Here is an 18,634-nt window from a genome sequence, read left to right on the forward strand (position 1 = left end):
GTTAAAAACATTCACACCACTATACAATATGCAAAAGAAGAAGGAATGGCTTAAGGAATATGCGAATACGAAAGGAAATCTGTTTTCATACGTTTTGTCAGCTCAAGATATAAAGACGGACAAGTCGGAATTTTTGTCACCGATCTTCCCGATTCCGAATTTTCAAGAGAAGATATTGTTATACTAGGTGTACGGCAAACGTTGGAATATAGAAACTCATTTTCGTTTCGAAAAATATTCTCTTGAATTGGAGAATGTAGCATCCAAAACTTCAATCCGATTTCTTCAAGAATATTATGCAAAAATCTTAACATTTAATCTTGCCTCTCTTCTAATCCAAGAAGCGCAAATAGAATACGATCAATCGATTCAAAACAAAAAAGTAAAAACAAAATATGATTATAAAATTAATAAAAATATCGCGATCGGCATTCTAAAAGGAGAACTTCCAAGGTTACTTTCGGTACTGAACCGATGAACTCCGTTTTTGATGAAATGAAAGCCGAACTTTTAAAACATCGGCTACCTGTCATTCCAAATAGAACCTTCAATAGAAAACATAAAGTTCGAAAACGTAAGTTTGAAATCTATTACGGCAGAGTCTCTTAAATTGACAGCATTGTCCCTTAGGAAGCGTTGCATAAGTTTCCCCAACGCGATCCATAGCGAACGTTGCACTCGAGTTCAGGAAAGTTTTGCGGACTCGAGTTTCTTATTCGCCCGATCTTTCAACCGCCGAACCCGCGTTATTGAGAAAGTCCTCCACCAAAGAAAGGAAATGATTTCCTCTTTCCTCGAAGTTCTTATACTGATCAAAACTCGCGCAAGCGGGAGAGAATACAACGGACTCGATTTTCGTTCCGTTGGGTAAACGGATTTTTGTATCGAAGCCGAACGGTTCGGAAGACCGGATTTTTTTGTCGCCCGCCGAATCCGAAAGTAGATACCATTTTTTGAATATTCTAAATACGTCATTCAAATTTTCAACGGAGAACAATCGATCTCCGATCGCGTTTCGAATCCCCTCTTCCCAAACCGACCTGGCCTCTCCGATCAAAACGACACAACCGATTTGGTGCATTAGAAAATCATAAAGCGGTTTCGGATCTTCCCGTTTCGGTCTTCCTCCTAAAATCAGACAGGTTCGATCCAAATTCTTCCAAGTCGACATCCCGGCCAACATACTGTGTAGATTTGTGGATTTGGAATCGTTGATAAACGACAAACCTTGTTTTTCCCCCGCGATCTGAAAACGATGAGGAAGTCCTTTAAAAAGCGGAATCTGCTCCTGGATTGATTCCGGTTTTCCTCCGATCGATTCCGCGGCAAGAATGGAAGCGGCAAGATTTTCCCTATTATGAGTTCCGGGGAGATGAAATTTTGAGATGTCATAGACGAACTTTAACGTTTTGATTTTGAGAGAATTTTCATCCAAAAACGCGTTCGACTCGGGACTTCTTCCGAAGTTTAAAAGTTTACATTGAAAGGAAGTCGAACTCAAAATTCTTTCTTTGATTTTTTCCGATACGATCAAACAATGATTATTGTCGGAGAGGTTCGCAATCTTGAGTTTCGCGTTGAAATAATTTTCCATCGTCTTGTGTCTTTCCAAATGATCGGGGGCAAGATTCAAAAGTACGGACACATCCAAACGAAGCGGAAAGGAATCATCAAGCTGATAACTGGAAAGTTCTAGAACGGCCAAGGAAATCGATTCTTTACAAAAGGATGTAAAAGGAATTCCGAGATTTCCCCCTTCTTTGAGATCGGGAAAATCTTTTTTCAAAAGGTGCGCCGTAAGGGAAGTGGTTGTGGACTTTCCGTCGGTTCCCGTAATGCCGATGATTTTCCCTTGAAAAAAATTTCTTCCGAGGTCGATCTCCGAAAGAACCGGAATTTTTTTTTCGGCCGCGTATAAAAGAACCGGATGCGTGGGTAAAATTCCAGGCGACTTAACGATCAGTGAAATTTCGGGAAAAGTTTTCGGATCGGCAGTGTCATAAAAAAAGGGAACGTCGATCGACTCGGGTCGATTTCGATCGCAGAGAATCGGTCGTGCTTCTTCGGAGATTAAAAAATCAATTGCGGAATTTCCGGAGATTCCTCCTCCCAGAACAAGAATCTTCAGACCTTTCAAGGACTCGGGAAATTTCATTTTTAGACCGTTGAACAGTGATTGACAGCTTATTTTCGCCCCCGATAGTTGTCAGTAGCAAAACTAAGGATATTCCCTTGCTTGATCACAAAGTACGCGACGGTGTTTTGGTTGTTTATCTCAAAGGACGTTTGGATGTTTCCATCGCCAACGAGGTTGAGGAAAATCTAAATGACCTGATCGACAATCAAGGTCATAAAAAAGTAATTCTGAATATGCAGGAAGTGGATTATATGTCCTCGTCCGGTTTTCGAGCTTGTATTTCCACCCTTAGAAAATTGAATTCCAAAGAAGGTTCATTAAAAATCAGTAATATCAAACCCGCCGTTAAAAGGATCTTCGACGTAATCGAACTCACGTCTCTTTTTGATATTTGTGAATCCGAAGACGAGGCTTTCAAATCCTTTTAAGCCTCAATGTCCTCTTCTCAACTCCACCGGGTTCTCCGGGATATCATCTCCACAAAACGAAACGAAATCAAAAAAATCGCCGATTGGGAGCCGGCCCCTTATCAGGGACTCGGCCTCGGAAAGTCTTTAAGAAGCAGAACCTTTTCCATCATCGCGGAATGCAAACGTAAGAGTCCTTCCTCCGGAGAAATCCGCTCCGATTACGATCCCGTTCTAATCGCTAAAACATACGAAAATTCGGGAGCTTCCGCCGTTTCCGTTCTTACGGATCGGGATTATTTCGGAGGTTCCTTGGAGGATCTGAAAAACGTTTCCTCCGAATTGAAGATTCCGGTTTTAAGAAAAGATTTTATCCTGGACGAAATCCAAATTCGGGAAGCGAGGGCCTTCGGCGCCTCCGCAATTCTTTTGATCGTGAGAATCCTATCTCCCGAACAAATCAAATCGTTTTTAAAGTCCGCGTCCTCTTTCGGTATGGATTGTCTTGTCGAAGTTCACACGTCCGATGAAGCGAAACTCGCCCTGGACTGCGGGGCCGAAATCGTAGGAATCAATACGAGAGATTTGGATACGTTCCAAATCCATCCGAATCTGGTCGAAGAAGTCTGCGCCTTCCTACCACCTAACATCGTGAAGGTGGGCGAATCCGGCGTGAAAAACCGTTCCGACCTGGATACGTTTCGTAAATCGGTCGACGCCGCTTTGATCGGAACTTATTTTATGGAGAAACCGGATATCCGCAAAGCCTGGTTGGATCTATTTTAGTATTTTATTGTATTCTGAAATAACCGCGTTTTTATCTTTCCTTTTACTCGGGACTTGTCCCGTCGCGCGCGACGGGAATTTATAGCGCTTCGGCAGGGATCGATGCGTGGTCAAGTTATTGGAATTACGGAAATTGAATGTACTAATATGAAACACAATAACTTGACTGAAGCGGAGAGCCCGGTCCGTCGTTTGGGCTTCGCCCAAACGACGGAGCCGCCCAAACGATTTGTAAAAAAAAGAAGGTTTGAACTTTAAGTCCCGATTTTTTACATCAAACCCGTTTTTATTTTAGAGCCCGGCGATCGGCCCGCAGGTAGTCGCTAAGTTTTTACGATTCGTATACGATTGATCCGAAGTGGCCTCGTTCAAGGAAAGATTGATCTTACTCTTGATCAGATTGGAAGCGACACAACTTCCGCCGTTGCTCGTACACTTCACGTTACCCGGCTTTGCTCCCGTAGAAAGAGTCGTGAGCCAAGTTACGAAGTTGGTTCCTCCCGAATCCACTTTATACATTTCTTCCGAAGTGCTGATCGTATGCACGTCTCCCGGTGCGATATAATACGAATAATTGGTCGCCCCGCCCGAAATTCCATTCATAGAAGTAACCGCTTGTTGTGTCCAGCCGCAGGTCGCTCCGTCCGTGGATGCGGGAGTTCCGTCCGGAATCGAACTTCCGTCGCTGTCTCCGAATAACGCGGAATAGGTTTTGGAGGAATCATTTGGATCGGTCGTTTTTTCATCGGTATATACCGGAGCCGCGTTGATGATATTCATCACCTTGTAAAAGAATCTTTGATTTCCGTCAAAGACGGCCGTGTATTGTCCCGTTTTATCTCCCGAACCGTTATAATACGTCGAAACCTTTGTAAAAAAATCCTGGATGGACGGATTTCCGACCGTGAAATAATTGGCCGCGATCCCCGTTACCCATGTCGGAATACTCGGATCGGCTCCCCACTGAGTACTTAGATTGGGGAAAAATCCGGCCGGAACCACTCCGTTAGACGCATCGGAAAGCATATTAATCTTTACTGATGTATTTAATCCCGCAACCGTTTCACGAACGATCGGATAGTTCAACAAAGCACCGTACCCGCCCGCACTTTGTCCGGTTACGAACACATTCTGAACTCCGGGATATTCCGACTGAATGTATTTCAAAGTGGCGAGTACGTTATCGTAACCCCTATGTTTTACGACCGTTTGAGTTCCCGTATTCGGATCCGTATATGTCATATCCTTGGAACCGAAGTGAAGATCTCCCGTACAATACGGAATAAAAACGACATCGTAGTCTTTGAACGGGTTCGAACCGTTCTTCTCGTTCATCACTCCTTGAAACACGTATTTTACGAACAATTCAGGGACGGTATTGAGTTGATTGAAATAAGTGGTCGTATTGGTTCCGAAACAATTGTATCCGCTCCAACAAGCCCCTCCCCCCATAAAATTGATGAGAAGTTTTTTATTGGATGCGCTTACCTTTTTTCTATAGATGGAAAACGTTGTGTTCCCGCTCGCTCCCGAACAGGAAGGATTGTAGGCCCTGTTCGTATAATTGGCCCCGGCAACGGTGATCGTCCCGGCGGACGGAGTGATCTTTTCGTAAGGATTGTACAAAAGATCCGCTAGTACCAACGCGAGAAACGTTTTGTCCTTATCGTCGTCGTTGTCTTTCTTACAATCCGCAAAGACGAGAATCGTACAAATTGTCATGAAGTATAGGATCCATTGTTTCATTTCTTTCCAGCCCCTTAGTATCGCTTTTGAACTGGTCAATAATAAAACTCTTATGAATGAAAGTCAATCGATACGGAAAAAAATCGAACTCCCCCCAGTAAGTTTCGATACTAAGATCATCTTTTTGTCAGGGAATGGACGGCCTATAATTCGAAGGATTCGGAATCGCGAATCGTTTTTTTACGATCGATTTCTAAAAAACCGCACTGGAATCGTTTCAAACTTTGATATAAATTTTCCTTTTATCCAAGAAACTTAAAATTCCCCACCAAACCAATAAATGAAAAATCGCATATAACAAAGATGCAAAATACGGGTCCGCAATGAGAACCATTTTAGAAAACAGGTAAACCTTGACGCTGATCGATTTTCCGTTTTTTCCCTCGATCGTCCAGAGATTGAGAAGTCTCGCTACGATTCCGGAACCGACAAAAACCAAAATCGCGTTCTTACCGAATACGAGAAACGGTTGAAAGACGGTTTCCAAAGTCGATCCGTTCCGTTCGCTCGCAGGAACCCGCAAATTTAAGAATTCAAAAAATCCCATACAAATAAAAGCGAGCCCCGCCGTATAAACCGCATAACTTCCGGTCCAAAGACTTTTATTCATCGGTAAACTCGAATTCCATAACAAGCCGACTAACGTGAGTATAACTCCAGATCCGAAAAGAATCGGAATCCGCTTTTTGGCGCTGTTTTCTTTTAAAACAAAAATCGATCCGCACAGGACTCCGAATAAGGAAGTTGCGATCGATGAAATCCCGCTAAAAAATCCTTCCGGATCCCAAGTTTTGGAAAACTTCCAGAGATGTTTTTCTCCGAAGATCGTTCGATCGATCCAGGCTCCGATGTCCTTTCCCGGTTCTAAGGATACGATCGATTGTCCGGGAGGGGCGACGTAGTTCAAAATCCATGTATGAACGAATAAGATCGAGATCAAAAAAATCCATACCTTCTTTCCCGGAAATACGAGATACAAAGACGCAACGACCCAATACACAAATCCGATTCTCTGTAAAACTCCGGGAACTCTAAGTTCTGCGAAAGTCCATTCCCCGAAAAAGTTCAAAAACAGTCCGATCAAAATCAACGCCGCACTTCGGATACAAATTCCGAGCCAGGTCCGTCGATTGATTTCATTTTTTGAATATAATGAAATTGAAATAGATGCCCCCACCGCAAAGAGAAAAAACGGAAACACCAAATCCGTCGGAGTACAACCGTTCCACTCGGCATGTTTTAAAGGGGAGTAGATGAAAGACCAAGAACCGGGATTGTTCACGAGGATCATCCCGGCTACGGTCGTTCCTCGGAATAAATCCAAGGATAAAATTCGATTCTTACTTTGAGCCGATTTCTTTTCCAAACGACACCTTTGAAATTTCCTTTCCGCAAATGAGAGAACGTTGTCAGGGGTTAGGGATTAGGAGTTAGGGCTGTAACCTACAACGGTTCCTAATTTCTAGTCACTAATCCCTAGTCACTCGAAGCACGTTCGAAAGGAATTCACTCCAATTTATTAAATTTTTATCCGCTATATTAAATACTTCTTGCACCAAAAACAAGGGCATTCTTCATCGTAATAAAAAGACCTTTTCCAAACCGATCTTTGCAGTACGATTTGAGAATCTTTTTCGGGGAAGTAATTGATATGGCAACTAACACTTTTTCTAAATCTAATACAAAAAATAAAACACGGTCTAAACCGAAAACCCAAACCTCTTCCGAAAAAAAAACGACAAAAACCGCGCCATCCTCCGGCGGTTTCTCCAAAGGATTCATCGATCCTAAAAATCCGCTTCCCGTCGTTTATCAACCGAACTCGGCGGATCAAAAAAGTAAACAGGTTTTGATTCGATGGATCAAAACCAACAAACGCGCGTTAACCGAAGACCTCAAAGAATACGGAGCGATACTTTTCAGAGGATTCGACGTATTTACTCCTCAAGATTTCGAGGAGGTCATTCTCAACGTGGACTCGAATTTGAAAAACAATTATCTAGGAACCTCTCCTAGAAATCAAGTGACGAAATATACGTTTACGGCAACGGAACTTCCGCCCGCGTATCCCATCATGCAACACGCGGAGATGAGTTTTCTGGATTCCCCTCCTAAAAAACTTTTTTTCTATTGCGGAGAGGCTCCCGGCAAGTTCGGAGAAACTCCGATCACCGATCTCAGAAAGGTTTTGAACGACGTTCCCGCTTCCATACGTGAAAAATTCGAAAAGGAAAAAATTCGTTATTCCAGGGTTTACGACGGTCCTTCCAATCGATCCCGTTTTCAATTTTGGAAAACCAAACGTTGGGACGAAATGTTCCAAACAAAGGATAGAAACGAGGTCGAAAAAATTTCCAAAAAACAGAACTTCAAAACGGAATGGTTCGGCGAGGACAATCTAAGACTCACCAACACTACATTAGCGATTCGTAAACATCCCGAATTCAAATCGTCGGCCTGGCACAATCATTCTCAGGTGTTTCATATCGACGCCGCTCGGAAAGAATATTGGAGAATTTTTGCCCGCCAAAAAACGATCCGCGGTTTTTTAGTCGGAATCGCGCTCGAAATCCTTACCTTGATCAAAAAGATCACAACCTCAAAAGAATACTTGGACACACATTGCACGTACGGCGACGGTCAAGAAATTTCGACTCGGGAATTGTCTCGGATTCAAAACGCCTTCTGGAATAACATTTCCCTTTTCTCCTGGCAGAACGGGGACGTACTCGTGATCGACAACTATTCCGTCTCTCACGGAAGGCATCCGTTTACCGGTCCGAGAAAAATTTTCGTAGCCTGGGCGGATTGAAACGATGTCGGAACTGGACGGAATTCGGATTCATTTCAACGAAAGTAATTTAGCTTTTTTGAATTTTCTTCTGGGGTTGATTATGTACGGAATCGCCTTGGAAGTTAGATTAGAAGATTTTAAACTACTCATAGACAAACCCAGAGCGTCGATCGCGGGAATCTTATCGCAATTCGTCCTTTTTCCTTTTGCGACCTATTTACTTCTTTGGATTTTAAATCCGCCGCCCGGAATCGCACTCGGAATGCTTCTAGTCGCGGCCTGCCCGGGAGGAAACATTTCCAACTTTATCACTTTTCTTGCAAAGGGGAACACCGCGCTTTCGATTTCTCTAACGGCGTTTTCTTCGGCGCTTGCGATTTTTGCGACTCCGTTTAACTTTTTCTTCTGGGGAAATTTATATCCGCCCGTTCAAACGACTCTAAAAGAAATCGCCCTCGATCCTGGGGACGTTTTTAAAGCGATCTTAATGATACTAGTGATCCCGATCCTTCTCGGTCTTTTGACAAAAAGATACTTGCCGAAAATCACTTCAAAACTTGCAAAACCTCTCAAAATTCTTTCGGGTTTTATTTTTGCGGCGTTTTTACTGACGGCGCTGGTCGCCAATTATCAAATATTTTTTAAGGTAATTCACAAAGTATTTATTTACGTTTTTCTAATGAACACTACCGGCTTTTTATTGGGATATTATTTTGCGAAACTGATGCGTTTGGACGAAAAGGACGCGCGTTGTATCTCGATAGAAACCGGAATCCAAAATTCGGGACTAGGACTCGTTTTGATCTTCACGTTTTTCGGAGGTCAGGGAAGTATGGCGATCATCGCGGCGGTCTGGGGAATTTGGCACGCGATCGCGGGTGTGACACTCGCTTGGTTCTGGTCGAAAAGGGCTTCCGACTTAACGGCTCAAGCGGTTTCAAAAGGTTTTTGATTTTGATTCTGATAGAGTTCGGAAATTTTCGGACGAATTCTCGACTTCGTAAAAAAACGATTCTCGTTCGATTTTCCCTTTCGGATTTCCTTTTGTTTTTCTATCGGAAGATGTAAAACGATTCCACATTCCTGCGTGCAACATCCTTCGAACTTATCGGAACAGGATTCACACTGAATGAAAAGGATATGACAACCCGGATTGGCGCAGTTTACGTGCCGATCGCTTTTTTCGCCGCATTGATGACATGTGGAAATGATCTCGTTTCCGATCGTCTCTTGAAGACGTCCGTCAAATACGAAATTTTTTCCTTTAAACTTGGATTCGAGACCCTTTTGAGAAATTTCGTGCGCGTAGGAAATGATTCCTCCGTGTAACTGATTGACGTCCTTGTATCCGTGATGTTTGAGCCAGGCGCTGGCTTTTTCGCAACGGATCCCGCCCGTGCAGTACATTAGAATTTTCTGATCTTCTTTTCCGTTTAAAAGTTCGAGTAAAATCCGCAACTCTTCCCGGAACGTATCGGATTGCGGGAGAATCGCGTTTTCAAAATGACCGATTTCGCTTTCGTAATGATTTCTTACGTCGACCACGATCGAGTTCTTATCTTCCAAATGAAGATTGAATTCTTCAGCGGAAAGATGTTTTCCAACGTTAGTCACATCGAACGCGTCGTCGTCCAACCCGTCCGAGACGATTTTCTTTTTTACTTTTAAATCGAGTTTTAAAAAGGATTTACGATCGTCTTCCACGGCGATTTTGAACGGCATATCCTTGAACTGATTTCTGGAATCCAAATTCTCCCTAAAAAAAATCAGATTGTGGGACGGGACCGAAAGTTGGGCGTTGATACCTTCTCTTGCGATGTAAATTCTGCCCAGAACTCCGAGGGTTTCCCATTCTTCATAAAGCCGATTTCTGAGTTCCCGCACGTTTTCTAAGATGACATAACGATAAAAAGAAAGAGTCGTTCTCTGAAAATTCTCCGCTTCCAAACGTTTGTTCAGAATCTCTTTTCCGTAGATATTATGAAGGAGACGTTTTTTTTTCGTTTCCGTCTTTTTTGGAAGATCGTCCCGATTGGTCATACGTTCTTAACTCTGAAATTGAGTGATTTCCTGACAAGCGTTTCTAAGGGTTAGCGGATAGGTTTTAGGACTTTATAAGGTTTGGGCGGCTCCGTCGTTTGGGCTCCGCCCAAACGACGGACCGGGCTCTCCGCTTCAGTCAATAAATTGAGATAACAACAGAATACCAAATATTCGGTTTCATTTTCAATTTATTGACTCCGCATCGATCCCTTCCCGCGCCCCTGCGTTGTACCAAGTTTTTCCGTGCGATCCATAAAGTCCGCCGCATTGAGTTATATCGGAGTTCCCGCAAAAAGAATTGCAAACTCCCCCGCCTCTTCAAAATAGAAACCGGAACACCCAAATTCACAAAACAGCTGTTCAATCGAATCTCAAGTAGATCGATCGACAGCGAGGTAATACAATGTCAAACGCCTATGTAATCGACGCCGTTAGAACTCCGAGAGGAAAAGGTAAAAAAAGAGGAACTCTTGCGAGCATTCACCCGCAGGAACTTTCCGCCGCGACCTTAAACGCGATCCAAGAAAGAAACGGAATCAAACCCGAAATCGTGGAAGAAGTTGTCATGGGATGTGTATCCCAGGTGGACGATCAAGCGGCTTGTATTGCGCGTTATGCGGTCATGTCGGCGCTCTGGCCGAACTCGGTTCCCGGTTATACCGTAAACCGTTTTTGCGGTTCGGGACTTCAAGCCGTCAACAACGCCGCCAATCACGTACAATCCGGTTCCATGCAAATCGCCCTCGGCGGCGGAGTGGAATCCATGTCCCGAGTAAAAATGGGAGCGGATATGAACGGAAGGGATTTTAATATAGGAAATCCTAATATTCAAAAACACTATAACTTAGTTCCGCAAGGAATTTCCGCGGACCTCATCGCAACCAAGTTCGGAATTTCCCGCGAGGAAGCGGATCGTTTTGCGGAATCTTCTCAGATCAAAGCGGACAAAGCGATCAAAGAAGGTTACTTCAAAAAATCCATCATTCCGGTGAAAACCGAGGACGGAACCGTCGTAGATACGGACGAAAATCCGAGAATCGAATCCACGTTCGAATGGCTTTCCGAACTCGGTCCCGTGTTCAAAACGATCGGAGAAAAAGAATTGGATGCGATCGCACTCAAGTCTTATCCTGAAATCGGAAAGATCAAACACATCCACACGTTAGGCAACTCTTCCGGGATCGTTGACGGAGCGGCTTCCGTTCTGATCGCTTCCGATGAAGGGATTAAAAAACACGGTCTGAAACCCCGCGCTAAAATCGTTGCCATGGCTTCCACAGGCGAGGACCCGACGATCATGTTAACGGGCCCCGTTTCCGCTTCTAAAAAAGCCTTAACGATAGCCGGACTCAAACCCGACGATATCGATCTCTGGGAAATCAACGAAGCATTCGCTTCCGTTGTATTATACACTCAGAAGTCGCTTAACATTCCTATTGAAAAGATTAACGTAAACGGCGGTTCGATTTCTCTCGGTCATCCGCTCGGAGCAACCGGCGCGATCCTTCTCGGAACCGCGTTAGACGAACTCGAAAGAAGACAGAAACGTTATGCTTTGATTACCCTTTGTATCGGCGGCGGCATGGGAATCGCCACGATCATCGAAAGAATCTAAGAACCTGCACGAAAGAAACCAAGCGATGTTACTCTTTATGAATCGCTTGGTGCACTATACTAGTGAATAGAAATCAGAGTTCAGATATCTTTTCCTAAAAGAGCAATTAGACTTTAACAAAGTACGATTTTTCTCTTCTGTAAAATCTCTGAAATCTGAATTCTAACCACTATTTACTAGAACCTACCTGCTAAAATTTCTTCCTTGTTTACGTCGATTCATGATTCTACTTTAGCACATAACAACTGTTACAAAAAATAAAAGGAGTTTCATTCTCCCTTTGAGAATTTTGGAAACTTTTCAACCTTTTTACGAAAACCTGTTTGACAGTGATTCATGAACTTCTAAAGTTTCACCCTGTGTCCGGGATTATAAAAACAAGATATAAAACTTTCGGCCACACAATCAAATTTCAATTGAATCGTGAGTAAGGAGTTATCAATGGTTCGTAACATGTGTAAGGTGTTGCTTGTCTTAGCCATAGTATTGTCGTCGGCTGCAAGTCTAAGTGCAAAAACATACGGAATTGTAGGATTCGGGTTACAATTAGACCTGGGTCAATTAGGTGGAACGATCACAAAAGACGGTTTGGACGCTGCAAGTTTTTATGGCCCGGCTAGATCAACGGATACTTGTGCAGTAGGCGCAGGCGATCCTGCTTGTATTCAAAATCCTTCCAAAGCCGCAGGCGAAGGGAACTATGTAGGAGTTGCCCCGAGAAAAGCGATTCCGGCTGAAAACAAATTGATCACTCTTGATAGGACAACCGGCGGTCTGATCAATGCAAGAACTACCAACGGCGCTATGGTCGGCGGTAACTTGATGGTAGGTTACGAATCCGATTTCGGAAAGTATTTCTTCTGGAGAGTTGCGTTGGAATATACTCAAAAAATCTCCGGTGGGGTTACAAAGGCTGATATCGCGGGTTACAACATCGTCGATATGACTTGGGGATTCAGTTCTATCCTTGTTCCTGCAACCGTCGGTATCAAATTGAACGTTACCGAAGATGCAGCGGTTTATATGGGAGCCGGTTTGAACTACTTCAACGGAGGATGGTCTTTAAACGGAATGAACAACCTCAAGGGTGGTCACGATATTTTAGCTGCCGCAGGAGTGAATAGTGTTGCAAACCTTATATCCGACGGAACGGATCCGATTACCACTCGTGAACACGTTCGATTTAGAGCGTCGGGAATTGCTCCGAACTTTTTAATCGGAACTCAAGCGAGAGTGACGGACAAAGGCCACGTATTTATAGAACTGGAAACGATCATGTCCGCGGCTTATGCGGTAGGTAAAACTCAGTCCTTAGGAGGAGCTACCAATCTTTCTCCTTATCCAGCTTATCCGATCGTTGTCGGTGGACAAATCTACAGATTCGGTTACAAACACGAACTCTAAGATTGAATCAAATCTTATACGTTCCATTTGCAAAAAAGGCTCTCTTTATGAGGGCCTTTTTTATAATTCCTCGATTCAATAGATCTCGCCACTCGAAACGTAAGATTTTTCTTTCAAGTCACGATCCCCTATAACCACTAAATCCATAGTCACTCGAAGCGTGGGAACTCCCGCGTTTTTCTTTTAGGCTCTTGGGACAAACTCTTAAACGAAAAAAATCGACAGCGGCGGAGCAAAGATCTTTTTTAGGCTCTTGGTATTTTAGGCATTTCTAATGGATGAGTTTCACCTTCCAGAGATTTCAGGAATTCGATCAGATCCTTTTTCTCTTCTTCCGAAATGGTGGCAGGTTTTAGAAGCGGGTCTTCGATCGAACCTTTCACACCACCGTTTACGAAATGATTCACAACGTCTTCCAGCCTTGTAAATTCTCCGTTATGCATGAACTCGTTTTTTCTACTTACGTCTCGAAGAGAAGGGGTTCTCACTTTTTGTACGATTCCACTAAGACCGGTTGTATGTTTTTCGGAATCCGAAAAGTTCGGTCCTTTGTGACACTGAGAACACTTGGCCTTGTTCATAAACACGTCCAAACCGCGTTTTTGAGCGGGAGTAAGCGCCGATTCTTCACCCAATACATAACGATCGAATTTGGAATTCTTAGATAGGATCGTTCTTTCGAACGCCGAAATCGCTTTTACGATCCGATCCATCGTAATTCCGGGAGAACCGAAAGATTTTTCGAAAAGTTCCCTATATTCGCTTACTTGGTTGAGTCTCGCTACGATTGTTTTTTCATCCTTGAGCATGACCGCCGTGTGAACCCTTTCCTTTACGATCTCTTCCAGATCGTTCGCTTGAGGATCGGCAAACACATCCTTGTACAAACCCACATTTGTAAGAGAAGGAGCGGGAGAATTGTGGATTTTATTTCTTGGTAAAGAACTTTTTTCCGAATTTTGAATTTCCACCGAATGGCAGATCGCACAATTCGTGTCTTCCTTGAGCGAAAGTCGTTTATCAAAGTAGAGCAGTTTTCCCAATTCCACTTTATCCTTATTGTATGGATTGTTGTTGGGATGAATTACGTTTTTTACTACAAAACCTTCCAGTTCCGTTTTTTGAACCGGCTCTTTGCAGCCGCCGAAAACAAGCAGAAACAAAATGAATAAAATCCGGGCCATTCTGGGTCAATCGTTTGAACGTGCAATAATTCTGTCAATTCTAATTTAAAACAATTTTGATTACATATTCGGAATTAGGTCCAAACCACGTTTCAAACGACTCTTCGCGGCAAGTTATGATTTTATAGAAAACGGAACTTAGAACTTTTAGTTTGTGCGTTATCCCGGCAAAACGCCTCGATTGAATTCCAACGATTTCGGGAATCCAAAGCGAGACGAAATAAAAAAGGCGCCGACTGTAACGTCGAACGCCTTCTTCGGTTCCATCAAGATTTTAGAGAACTGCGTCTCCGCCCCGCAGAATTTCTAAACGCGTTTCCGATTCGAACGCAGTTTAGAAAATTCTAATATTCTTATTTAGCCGATGCCGCCTCGCGGATCACGTAAGCCGCAATTTCGTTTTTCTGAATTTGAGTGGTTCCTTCAAAGATACAAAGGATTTTCGCGTCTCTCATCAGCTTCTCAACCGGATATTCTTTCGTGTAACCGTATCCGCCGAAAATCTGAACCGCATCCAGAGCGCATTTCATCGCGGTTTCGGAAGCGTGCGCCTTTGCGATTGCGGAATATTTCGGAAGTCTAGGATCCTCGGCGTCGGACATTCTCGCTGCGAGATAAGTAACTTGACGGGAAGTTTCCAAACCGATGGACATATCGGCAAGCATGTGCTGCACCGCTTGAAAGCTGGAAATCTTGGATCCGAACTGCTCTCTTTGTCTTGCGTATTTGGAAGCGTAATCCAAAGCCGCTTGCGACACACCCACACCCATCGCCGCCACGTAAGGGCGAGAAGCGTTTAGAGTTTGAAGCGCATAAATAAATCCTAAGTTTTCTTTTCCGATCATGTTCGCTTCTTCCACGGCACAATCTTCAAAGATAATCTGACGCGTATCGGATGCGCGAATTCCGAGTTTATCTTCTTTTTTACCGACGGTTAAACCCGGAGTGTCTCTCTTAACGTAGAAACAACTCACTCCTCTGGTTCCTCTTCCCTTATCGGTGTATGCAAATACCGTATAAGCTCCGGCGCTACCGCCTCCCGTGATCCATTGTTTGGTTCCGTTGATGACCCACTTGTCGCCTTTTTTAACGGCGGTCGTACTCATACCGGGAACGTCGGAACCCGCACCCGGCTCGGAAAGACAAAACGATACGCCGAACTCTCCGTCAACCACCGGTTGCAGCCATTTTTTCTTTTGCTCGTGAGAAGCTCCTTTCAGGATAGGAAGGATTCCAAGACCCGTGTAACCGAAACAAAGAGAAATTCCGAGACAACCTCTGGAAAGTTCTTCGGTCACGAGGCACTGTTCAACGGAACCGAGTCCCCAACCGCCGTATTCTTCGGGGATGGTCAAACCGTTGACTCCCAGTTCTTTTCTCATTCGATTGATGAGTTCTTCGGGATGTTTATTTTCTTCGTCCCAGTGGATTGCAACTTCGTGTGTGATTTCTTTTTTCACGAAATTGCGGATCTGGTCTCTGATTTCGATCTGTTGTTCGGTAAATTCCTGGTACATCGGTTTTTCCCTTCTTACGAGAGTGTTCTGATCCTACTTTTTTTTTTACAGCGATTAGATCAAACCAAAATAGGAATGAAAAAATCGACGGTTCGTTTGTTTTTTATCTTTTTTATTTATCTTATATTTAAAATTTCCAAGCCGAGAACCGTCCTATTTAGAAATCGCTTTAAAAGCCGTTTTTCTCTCAAATTTCAAAGAACGAACGTTCTGTTCAGCTTTCAAAAGATATGGTTTCAAAAATTTTCCGGCGCTCTTAAACGTTCCAAGCGAAATCAGATCACCTTTTCTTTCTTCATCGTTTCGATTTCTTCCACCGTATATCCGAGAGATTGATAGATCGACACATTATGTTCCCCGTGTTTGGGCGGATCCAAACGATACGTAACCGGCGTTGCGGAGAATGGAAAAGGAGCCCCGAATTGAAAGTAATCTCCGTATTCGGAATGTTTTTTATCCAGGATCATTCCCCTTTCCCTTAAAACCGGATCCTTAGTGACCTCTTCCATCGTTTTAACGGGAGTCAGACAGGAATCTTCGTTCTCAAAAAGAAAATTCAAGTCTTCGTAGGTTTTGGACGCAAAGTAAGAGGTTAGAATTTCCTTCCACTTGGAAAAGTTTTTTTCCTCCGCCGGAAATTCCTCCAAATGTTTATCCAATCCGGACTGACGCAAAAAGGTTTTAAAAAACATATCTTCAAGAGCGCCTAACGCGACCCAGCGCCCTTCCTTGGTTTGATATACATTATAATTCGGTAATTTACCGGAAAGTAATTCGTTTCCTCCTTCCGGATTTTTTCCGGTGGCGGCAAATATTCCTCCGTACAAGGATAAAAACGGAAGGGAGGAATCCATCATGGAAATCGCGATCTTCTGTCCTTTCCCGGTTTTTTCCCTCGCATACAAGGCCGCCAAGATCGAAGCGAGAGCCGTCATCGTTCCTCCTCCGATATCCGCAAGTTGGTAACCGGGGATCTGGGGCGTTTTACCGGTTTGCGATAGAACTCCCGAAAGTGAAAGATAGTTTACGTCGTGTCCCGCAAAGTCCCTGTATTTTCCCTCCGTTCCGTATCCGTAGATACCGCAGTAGATCAAACGAGGAAAGCGATCCTTCAGATCCTCGTAACCGAGTCCCATCTTGGCAAGTCCGTCCGGTCGAAATCCCTCCAAAAGTATATCAGCATCTTCTAATAGTTTAAAAAGTATTTCTTTGGACTTTTCTTTTTTTAAGTTGAGCGTGATCGCTTTTTTATTTCGATTGAGCATCAAAAATAAGGAAGGGGCTCCGTTCGCTTTTTTAAACATAACTCGAGTCGCGTCCATCGCCCTCGGATTTTCAATCTTAATCACGTCGGCCCCCATATCTCCCAAGTACATGGAGCAAAGCGGACCCGGAAGCAGCAAACTCAAGTCGATTACTTTTACTCCGGAAAGTGGACCTTTGTTCATCGAATTCAAACCTCTCAAAAAAGAATCTTTTCCCATTGAGCAAAAAAGAACAAATTGAGATACCTTTTTTTAAACGCGTTTTTGAGAATCCAGCCGTCCAAGTTTTCAGTTGTAATTTCTTTTTTCGAAAATCCTATTTTAATTTTTGTTTTAATTTTGGGAAAAAAGAAATTTCCTAACGTTTTTTTCCATCGTTTTTTTTTCGAAGGAGTATATTCTTTTATCTTAATTTTTGTAGGGACGTTAAAATGTTTTACCGAATTCCGATTTCGATCCTGGTATTCGTTTCTTGTTCCACCTCTTCCGTTTATAATCCGAGTATTTTAATGAGTCAGGCTTGGGCGGAAAATACGATCCTGAATTGTATCCTTACGGAATGTTATCTTTGTACTCTTAAGGTTACGGAAAATCCGGTCGTCAGTGTATTTGCGGGAACCGGGATCGGAACGAGCGCGGACGGGAACGGTTTAAACGCGTCCTTTTACGGTCCCGCTCATATTTCTCTCGACAATATCGGAACCATGTTCGTGTCCGACGTATTTTCCAACAGAATCCGAATCGTTGATCCGGCTCTCAACGTTTCCACCGTTCCTCATACGTTTATGGCAATCGGCGTGGTAAAAGTTGACTGCGCCAATCAAAGACTTCTCGTCGCGGACAGTTCGGAGAATCAAATCTTTCAGGTTAAGTTTGAATGAGTGGATAGGAGTTAGAGGTCAGTTTGACCTTGTAGCGTTCTAGAAAAAGGCATAACCAACCCCACAAGTTAAGAAGGTTTTTGAAATAAGAAGGATCAAATTCGCACATTTTTCAAGTGTTCCGACAAGAATGGAGCTTTTTACTTGCAAAAAGTATGATTTTCTGATAGAGAAAAGCCTCACGAGTCTTCCCACCTCCTATTTCGCGCCCCTATGGACCAATGCTGTCAATTTAAGAGACTCTGCCGTAATAGATTTCAAACTTACGTTTTCGAACTTTATGTTTTCTATTGAAGGTTCTATTTGGAATGACAGGTAGCCGATGTTTTAAAAGTTCGGCTTTCATTTCATCAAAAACGGAGTTCATCGGTTCAGTACCAGAAAGTAACCTTGGAAGTTCTCCTTTTAGAATGCCGATCGCGATATTTCTATTAATTTTATAATCATATTTTGTTTTTACTTTTTTGTTTTGAATCGATTGATCGTATTCTATTTGCGCTTCTTGGATTAGAAGAGAGGCAAGATTAAATGTTAAGATTTTTGCATAATATTCTTGAAGAAATCGGATTGAAGTTTTGGATGCTACATTCTCCAATTCAAGAGAATATTTTTCGAAACGAAAATGAGTTTCTATATTCCAACGTTTGCCGTAGAGGGAAACAATATCTTCTCTTGAAAATTCGGAATCGGGAAGATCGGTGACAAAAATTCCGACTTGTCCGTCTTTATATCTTGAGCTGACAAAACGTAATGAAAACAGATTTCCTTTCGTATTCGCATATTCCTTAAGCCATTCCTTCTTCTTTTGCATATTGTTAGTGATATGAATGTTTTTAACTTTGTCGTATTCTTTGT

15 protein-coding genes and 1 pseudogene are annotated in these 18,634 nt (G+C 43.2%); 8 read left to right on the plus strand and 8 right to left on the minus strand.

All coding sequences use genetic code 11. The features are described from left to right. A pseudogene (locus tag LEP1GSC060_RS20905) lies at positions 1-609 on the plus strand (IS4 family transposase); the annotation flags it as partial. A 103-nt stretch (positions 610-712) separates the two neighbouring features. Here LEP1GSC060_RS20905 and murD read toward each other — a convergent pair. Next, positions 713-2,155 (minus strand): UDP-N-acetylmuramoyl-L-alanine--D-glutamate ligase, encoded by a 1,443-nt coding sequence (gene murD / locus LEP1GSC060_RS01125; protein WP_002994340.1) that lies wholly within the window; start codon positions 2,153-2,155, stop codon positions 713-715. 77 nt (positions 2,156-2,232) lie between these two features. Between murD and LEP1GSC060_RS01130 the strand changes: the two genes are divergently transcribed. Both LEP1GSC060_RS01130 and LEP1GSC060_RS01135 read left to right on the plus strand, forming a co-directional pair. Then, positions 2,233-2,565 (plus strand): STAS domain-containing protein, encoded by a 333-nt coding sequence (locus LEP1GSC060_RS01130; RefSeq protein WP_002994326.1) that lies wholly within the window; start codon positions 2,233-2,235, stop codon positions 2,563-2,565. Between the two features lie 6 nt (positions 2,566-2,571). Continuing rightward, entirely contained in the window at positions 2,572-3,330 is a 759-nt protein-coding gene (locus LEP1GSC060_RS01135) for an indole-3-glycerol-phosphate synthase (protein WP_002994348.1), read from the plus strand. A 291-nt stretch (positions 3,331-3,621) separates the two neighbouring features. On the opposite strand, the gene LEP1GSC060_RS01140 is transcribed toward LEP1GSC060_RS01135, so the two are convergent. Next, on the minus strand, positions 3,622-5,076 hold the full coding sequence (locus LEP1GSC060_RS01140; RefSeq protein ID WP_036095053.1) for a pectin acetylesterase-family hydrolase: 1,455 nt from the start codon (positions 5,074-5,076) through the stop codon (positions 3,622-3,624). A gap of 217 nt (positions 5,077-5,293) precedes the next feature. Then, positions 5,294-6,442, minus strand: coding sequence for an acyltransferase family protein (locus tag LEP1GSC060_RS01145; protein ID WP_002994354.1), 1,149 nt, complete (start codon positions 6,440-6,442; stop codon positions 5,294-5,296). Positions 6,443-6,727: 285 nt separating this feature from the next. Between LEP1GSC060_RS01145 and LEP1GSC060_RS01150 the strand changes: the two genes are divergently transcribed. Both LEP1GSC060_RS01150 and LEP1GSC060_RS01155 read left to right on the plus strand, forming a co-directional pair. Further along, entirely contained in the window at positions 6,728-7,888 is a 1,161-nt protein-coding gene (locus LEP1GSC060_RS01150; RefSeq protein WP_002994313.1) for a TauD/TfdA family dioxygenase, read from the plus strand. A gap of 4 nt (positions 7,889-7,892) precedes the next feature. Beyond that, positions 7,893-8,822 carry a bile acid:sodium symporter family protein gene (locus LEP1GSC060_RS01155; protein WP_002994334.1) on the plus strand — a complete coding sequence of 310 codons (930 nt, stop codon included), beginning with the start codon at positions 7,893-7,895 and terminating at the stop codon, positions 8,820-8,822. Here LEP1GSC060_RS01155 and trhO read toward each other — a convergent pair. Then, the gene (gene trhO / locus LEP1GSC060_RS01160; protein ID WP_002994346.1) at positions 8,798-9,910 is read right to left on the minus strand and encodes an oxygen-dependent tRNA uridine(34) hydroxylase TrhO; all 1,113 of its coding nucleotides are present in this window, start codon (positions 9,908-9,910) and stop codon (positions 8,798-8,800) included. The genes LEP1GSC060_RS01155 and trhO overlap by 25 nt on opposite strands. 406 nt (positions 9,911-10,316) lie before the next feature. On the opposite strand from trhO, the gene LEP1GSC060_RS01165 reads away from it, so the two are divergent. Both LEP1GSC060_RS01165 and LEP1GSC060_RS01170 read left to right on the plus strand, forming a co-directional pair. Beyond that, positions 10,317-11,528 carry an acetyl-CoA C-acetyltransferase gene (locus LEP1GSC060_RS01165; protein ID WP_002994344.1) on the plus strand — a complete coding sequence of 404 codons (1,212 nt, stop codon included), beginning with the start codon at positions 10,317-10,319 and terminating at the stop codon, positions 11,526-11,528. 441 nt (positions 11,529-11,969) lie between these two features. Further along, positions 11,970-12,932, plus strand: a complete 963-nt coding sequence (locus tag LEP1GSC060_RS01170; RefSeq protein WP_002994332.1) for a porin OmpL1 — start codon at positions 11,970-11,972, stop codon at positions 12,930-12,932. Positions 12,933-13,177: 245 nt separating this feature from the next. On the opposite strand, the gene LEP1GSC060_RS01175 is transcribed toward LEP1GSC060_RS01170, so the two are convergent. The 3 genes from LEP1GSC060_RS01175 to LEP1GSC060_RS01190 form a co-directional block, all read right to left on the minus strand. Continuing rightward, positions 13,178-14,116, minus strand: a complete 939-nt coding sequence (locus tag LEP1GSC060_RS01175) for a cytochrome-c peroxidase (protein ID WP_002994350.1) — start codon at positions 14,114-14,116, stop codon at positions 13,178-13,180. Between the two features lie 353 nt (positions 14,117-14,469). After that, positions 14,470-15,633 (minus strand): acyl-CoA dehydrogenase family protein, encoded by a 1,164-nt coding sequence (locus tag LEP1GSC060_RS01180; protein WP_002994356.1) that lies wholly within the window; start codon positions 15,631-15,633, stop codon positions 14,470-14,472. Positions 15,634-15,908: 275 nt separating this feature from the next. Next, a complete protein-coding gene (locus LEP1GSC060_RS01190; RefSeq protein ID WP_338041938.1) occupies positions 15,909-17,009 on the minus strand; it encodes a CaiB/BaiF CoA transferase family protein in 1,101 nt (366 codons plus the stop codon). 320 nt (positions 17,010-17,329) lie between these two features. On the opposite strand from LEP1GSC060_RS01190, the gene LEP1GSC060_RS01200 reads away from it, so the two are divergent. Then, complete coding sequence (locus LEP1GSC060_RS01200) at positions 17,330-17,779, plus strand: NHL repeat-containing protein (protein ID WP_002994316.1); 450 nt, start codon at positions 17,330-17,332, stop codon at positions 17,777-17,779. A 232-nt stretch (positions 17,780-18,011) separates the two neighbouring features. Here LEP1GSC060_RS01200 and LEP1GSC060_RS01205 read toward each other — a convergent pair. Beyond that, a partial coding sequence (locus LEP1GSC060_RS01205) for a transposase (protein WP_036095069.1) occupies positions 18,012-18,634 on the minus strand: 623 nt, incomplete at its 5' end.

It is taken from the genome of Leptospira weilii serovar Ranarum str. ICFT, assembly GCF_000332415.1.
GTDB lineage: Bacteria > Spirochaetota > Leptospiria > Leptospirales > Leptospiraceae > Leptospira > Leptospira weilii_A.

Bases quoted from the DNA above. Each gene is read 5' to 3' on its own strand.
- murD (WP_002994340.1), bottom strand. From the start codon at position 2,155: ATGAAATTTCCCGAGTCCTTGAAAGGTCTGAAGATTCTTGTTCTGGGA.
- LEP1GSC060_RS01135 (WP_002994348.1), top strand. From the start codon at position 2,572: ATGTCCTCTTCTCAACTCCACCGGGTTCTCCGGGATATCATCTCCACA.
- LEP1GSC060_RS01140 (WP_036095053.1), bottom strand. From the start codon at position 5,076: ATGAAACAATGGATCCTATACTTCATGACAATTTGTACGATTCTCGTC.
- LEP1GSC060_RS01150 (WP_002994313.1), top strand. From the start codon at position 6,728: ATGGCAACTAACACTTTTTCTAAATCTAATACAAAAAATAAAACACGG.
- LEP1GSC060_RS01155 (WP_002994334.1), top strand. From the start codon at position 7,893: ATGTCGGAACTGGACGGAATTCGGATTCATTTCAACGAAAGTAATTTA.
- trhO (WP_002994346.1), bottom strand. From the start codon at position 9,910: ATGACCAATCGGGACGATCTTCCAAAAAAGACGGAAACGAAAAAAAAA.
- LEP1GSC060_RS01165 (WP_002994344.1), top strand. From the start codon at position 10,317: ATGTCAAACGCCTATGTAATCGACGCCGTTAGAACTCCGAGAGGAAAA.
- LEP1GSC060_RS01170 (WP_002994332.1), top strand. From the start codon at position 11,970: ATGGTTCGTAACATGTGTAAGGTGTTGCTTGTCTTAGCCATAGTATTG.
- LEP1GSC060_RS01175 (WP_002994350.1), bottom strand. From the start codon at position 14,116: ATGGCCCGGATTTTATTCATTTTGTTTCTGCTTGTTTTCGGCGGCTGC.
- LEP1GSC060_RS01180 (WP_002994356.1), bottom strand. From the start codon at position 15,633: ATGTACCAGGAATTTACCGAACAACAGATCGAAATCAGAGACCAGATC.
- LEP1GSC060_RS01190 (WP_338041938.1), bottom strand. From the start codon at position 17,009: ATGTACTTGGGAGATATGGGGGCCGACGTGATTAAGATTGAAAATCCG.
- LEP1GSC060_RS01200 (WP_002994316.1), top strand. From the start codon at position 17,330: ATGTTTTACCGAATTCCGATTTCGATCCTGGTATTCGTTTCTTGTTCC.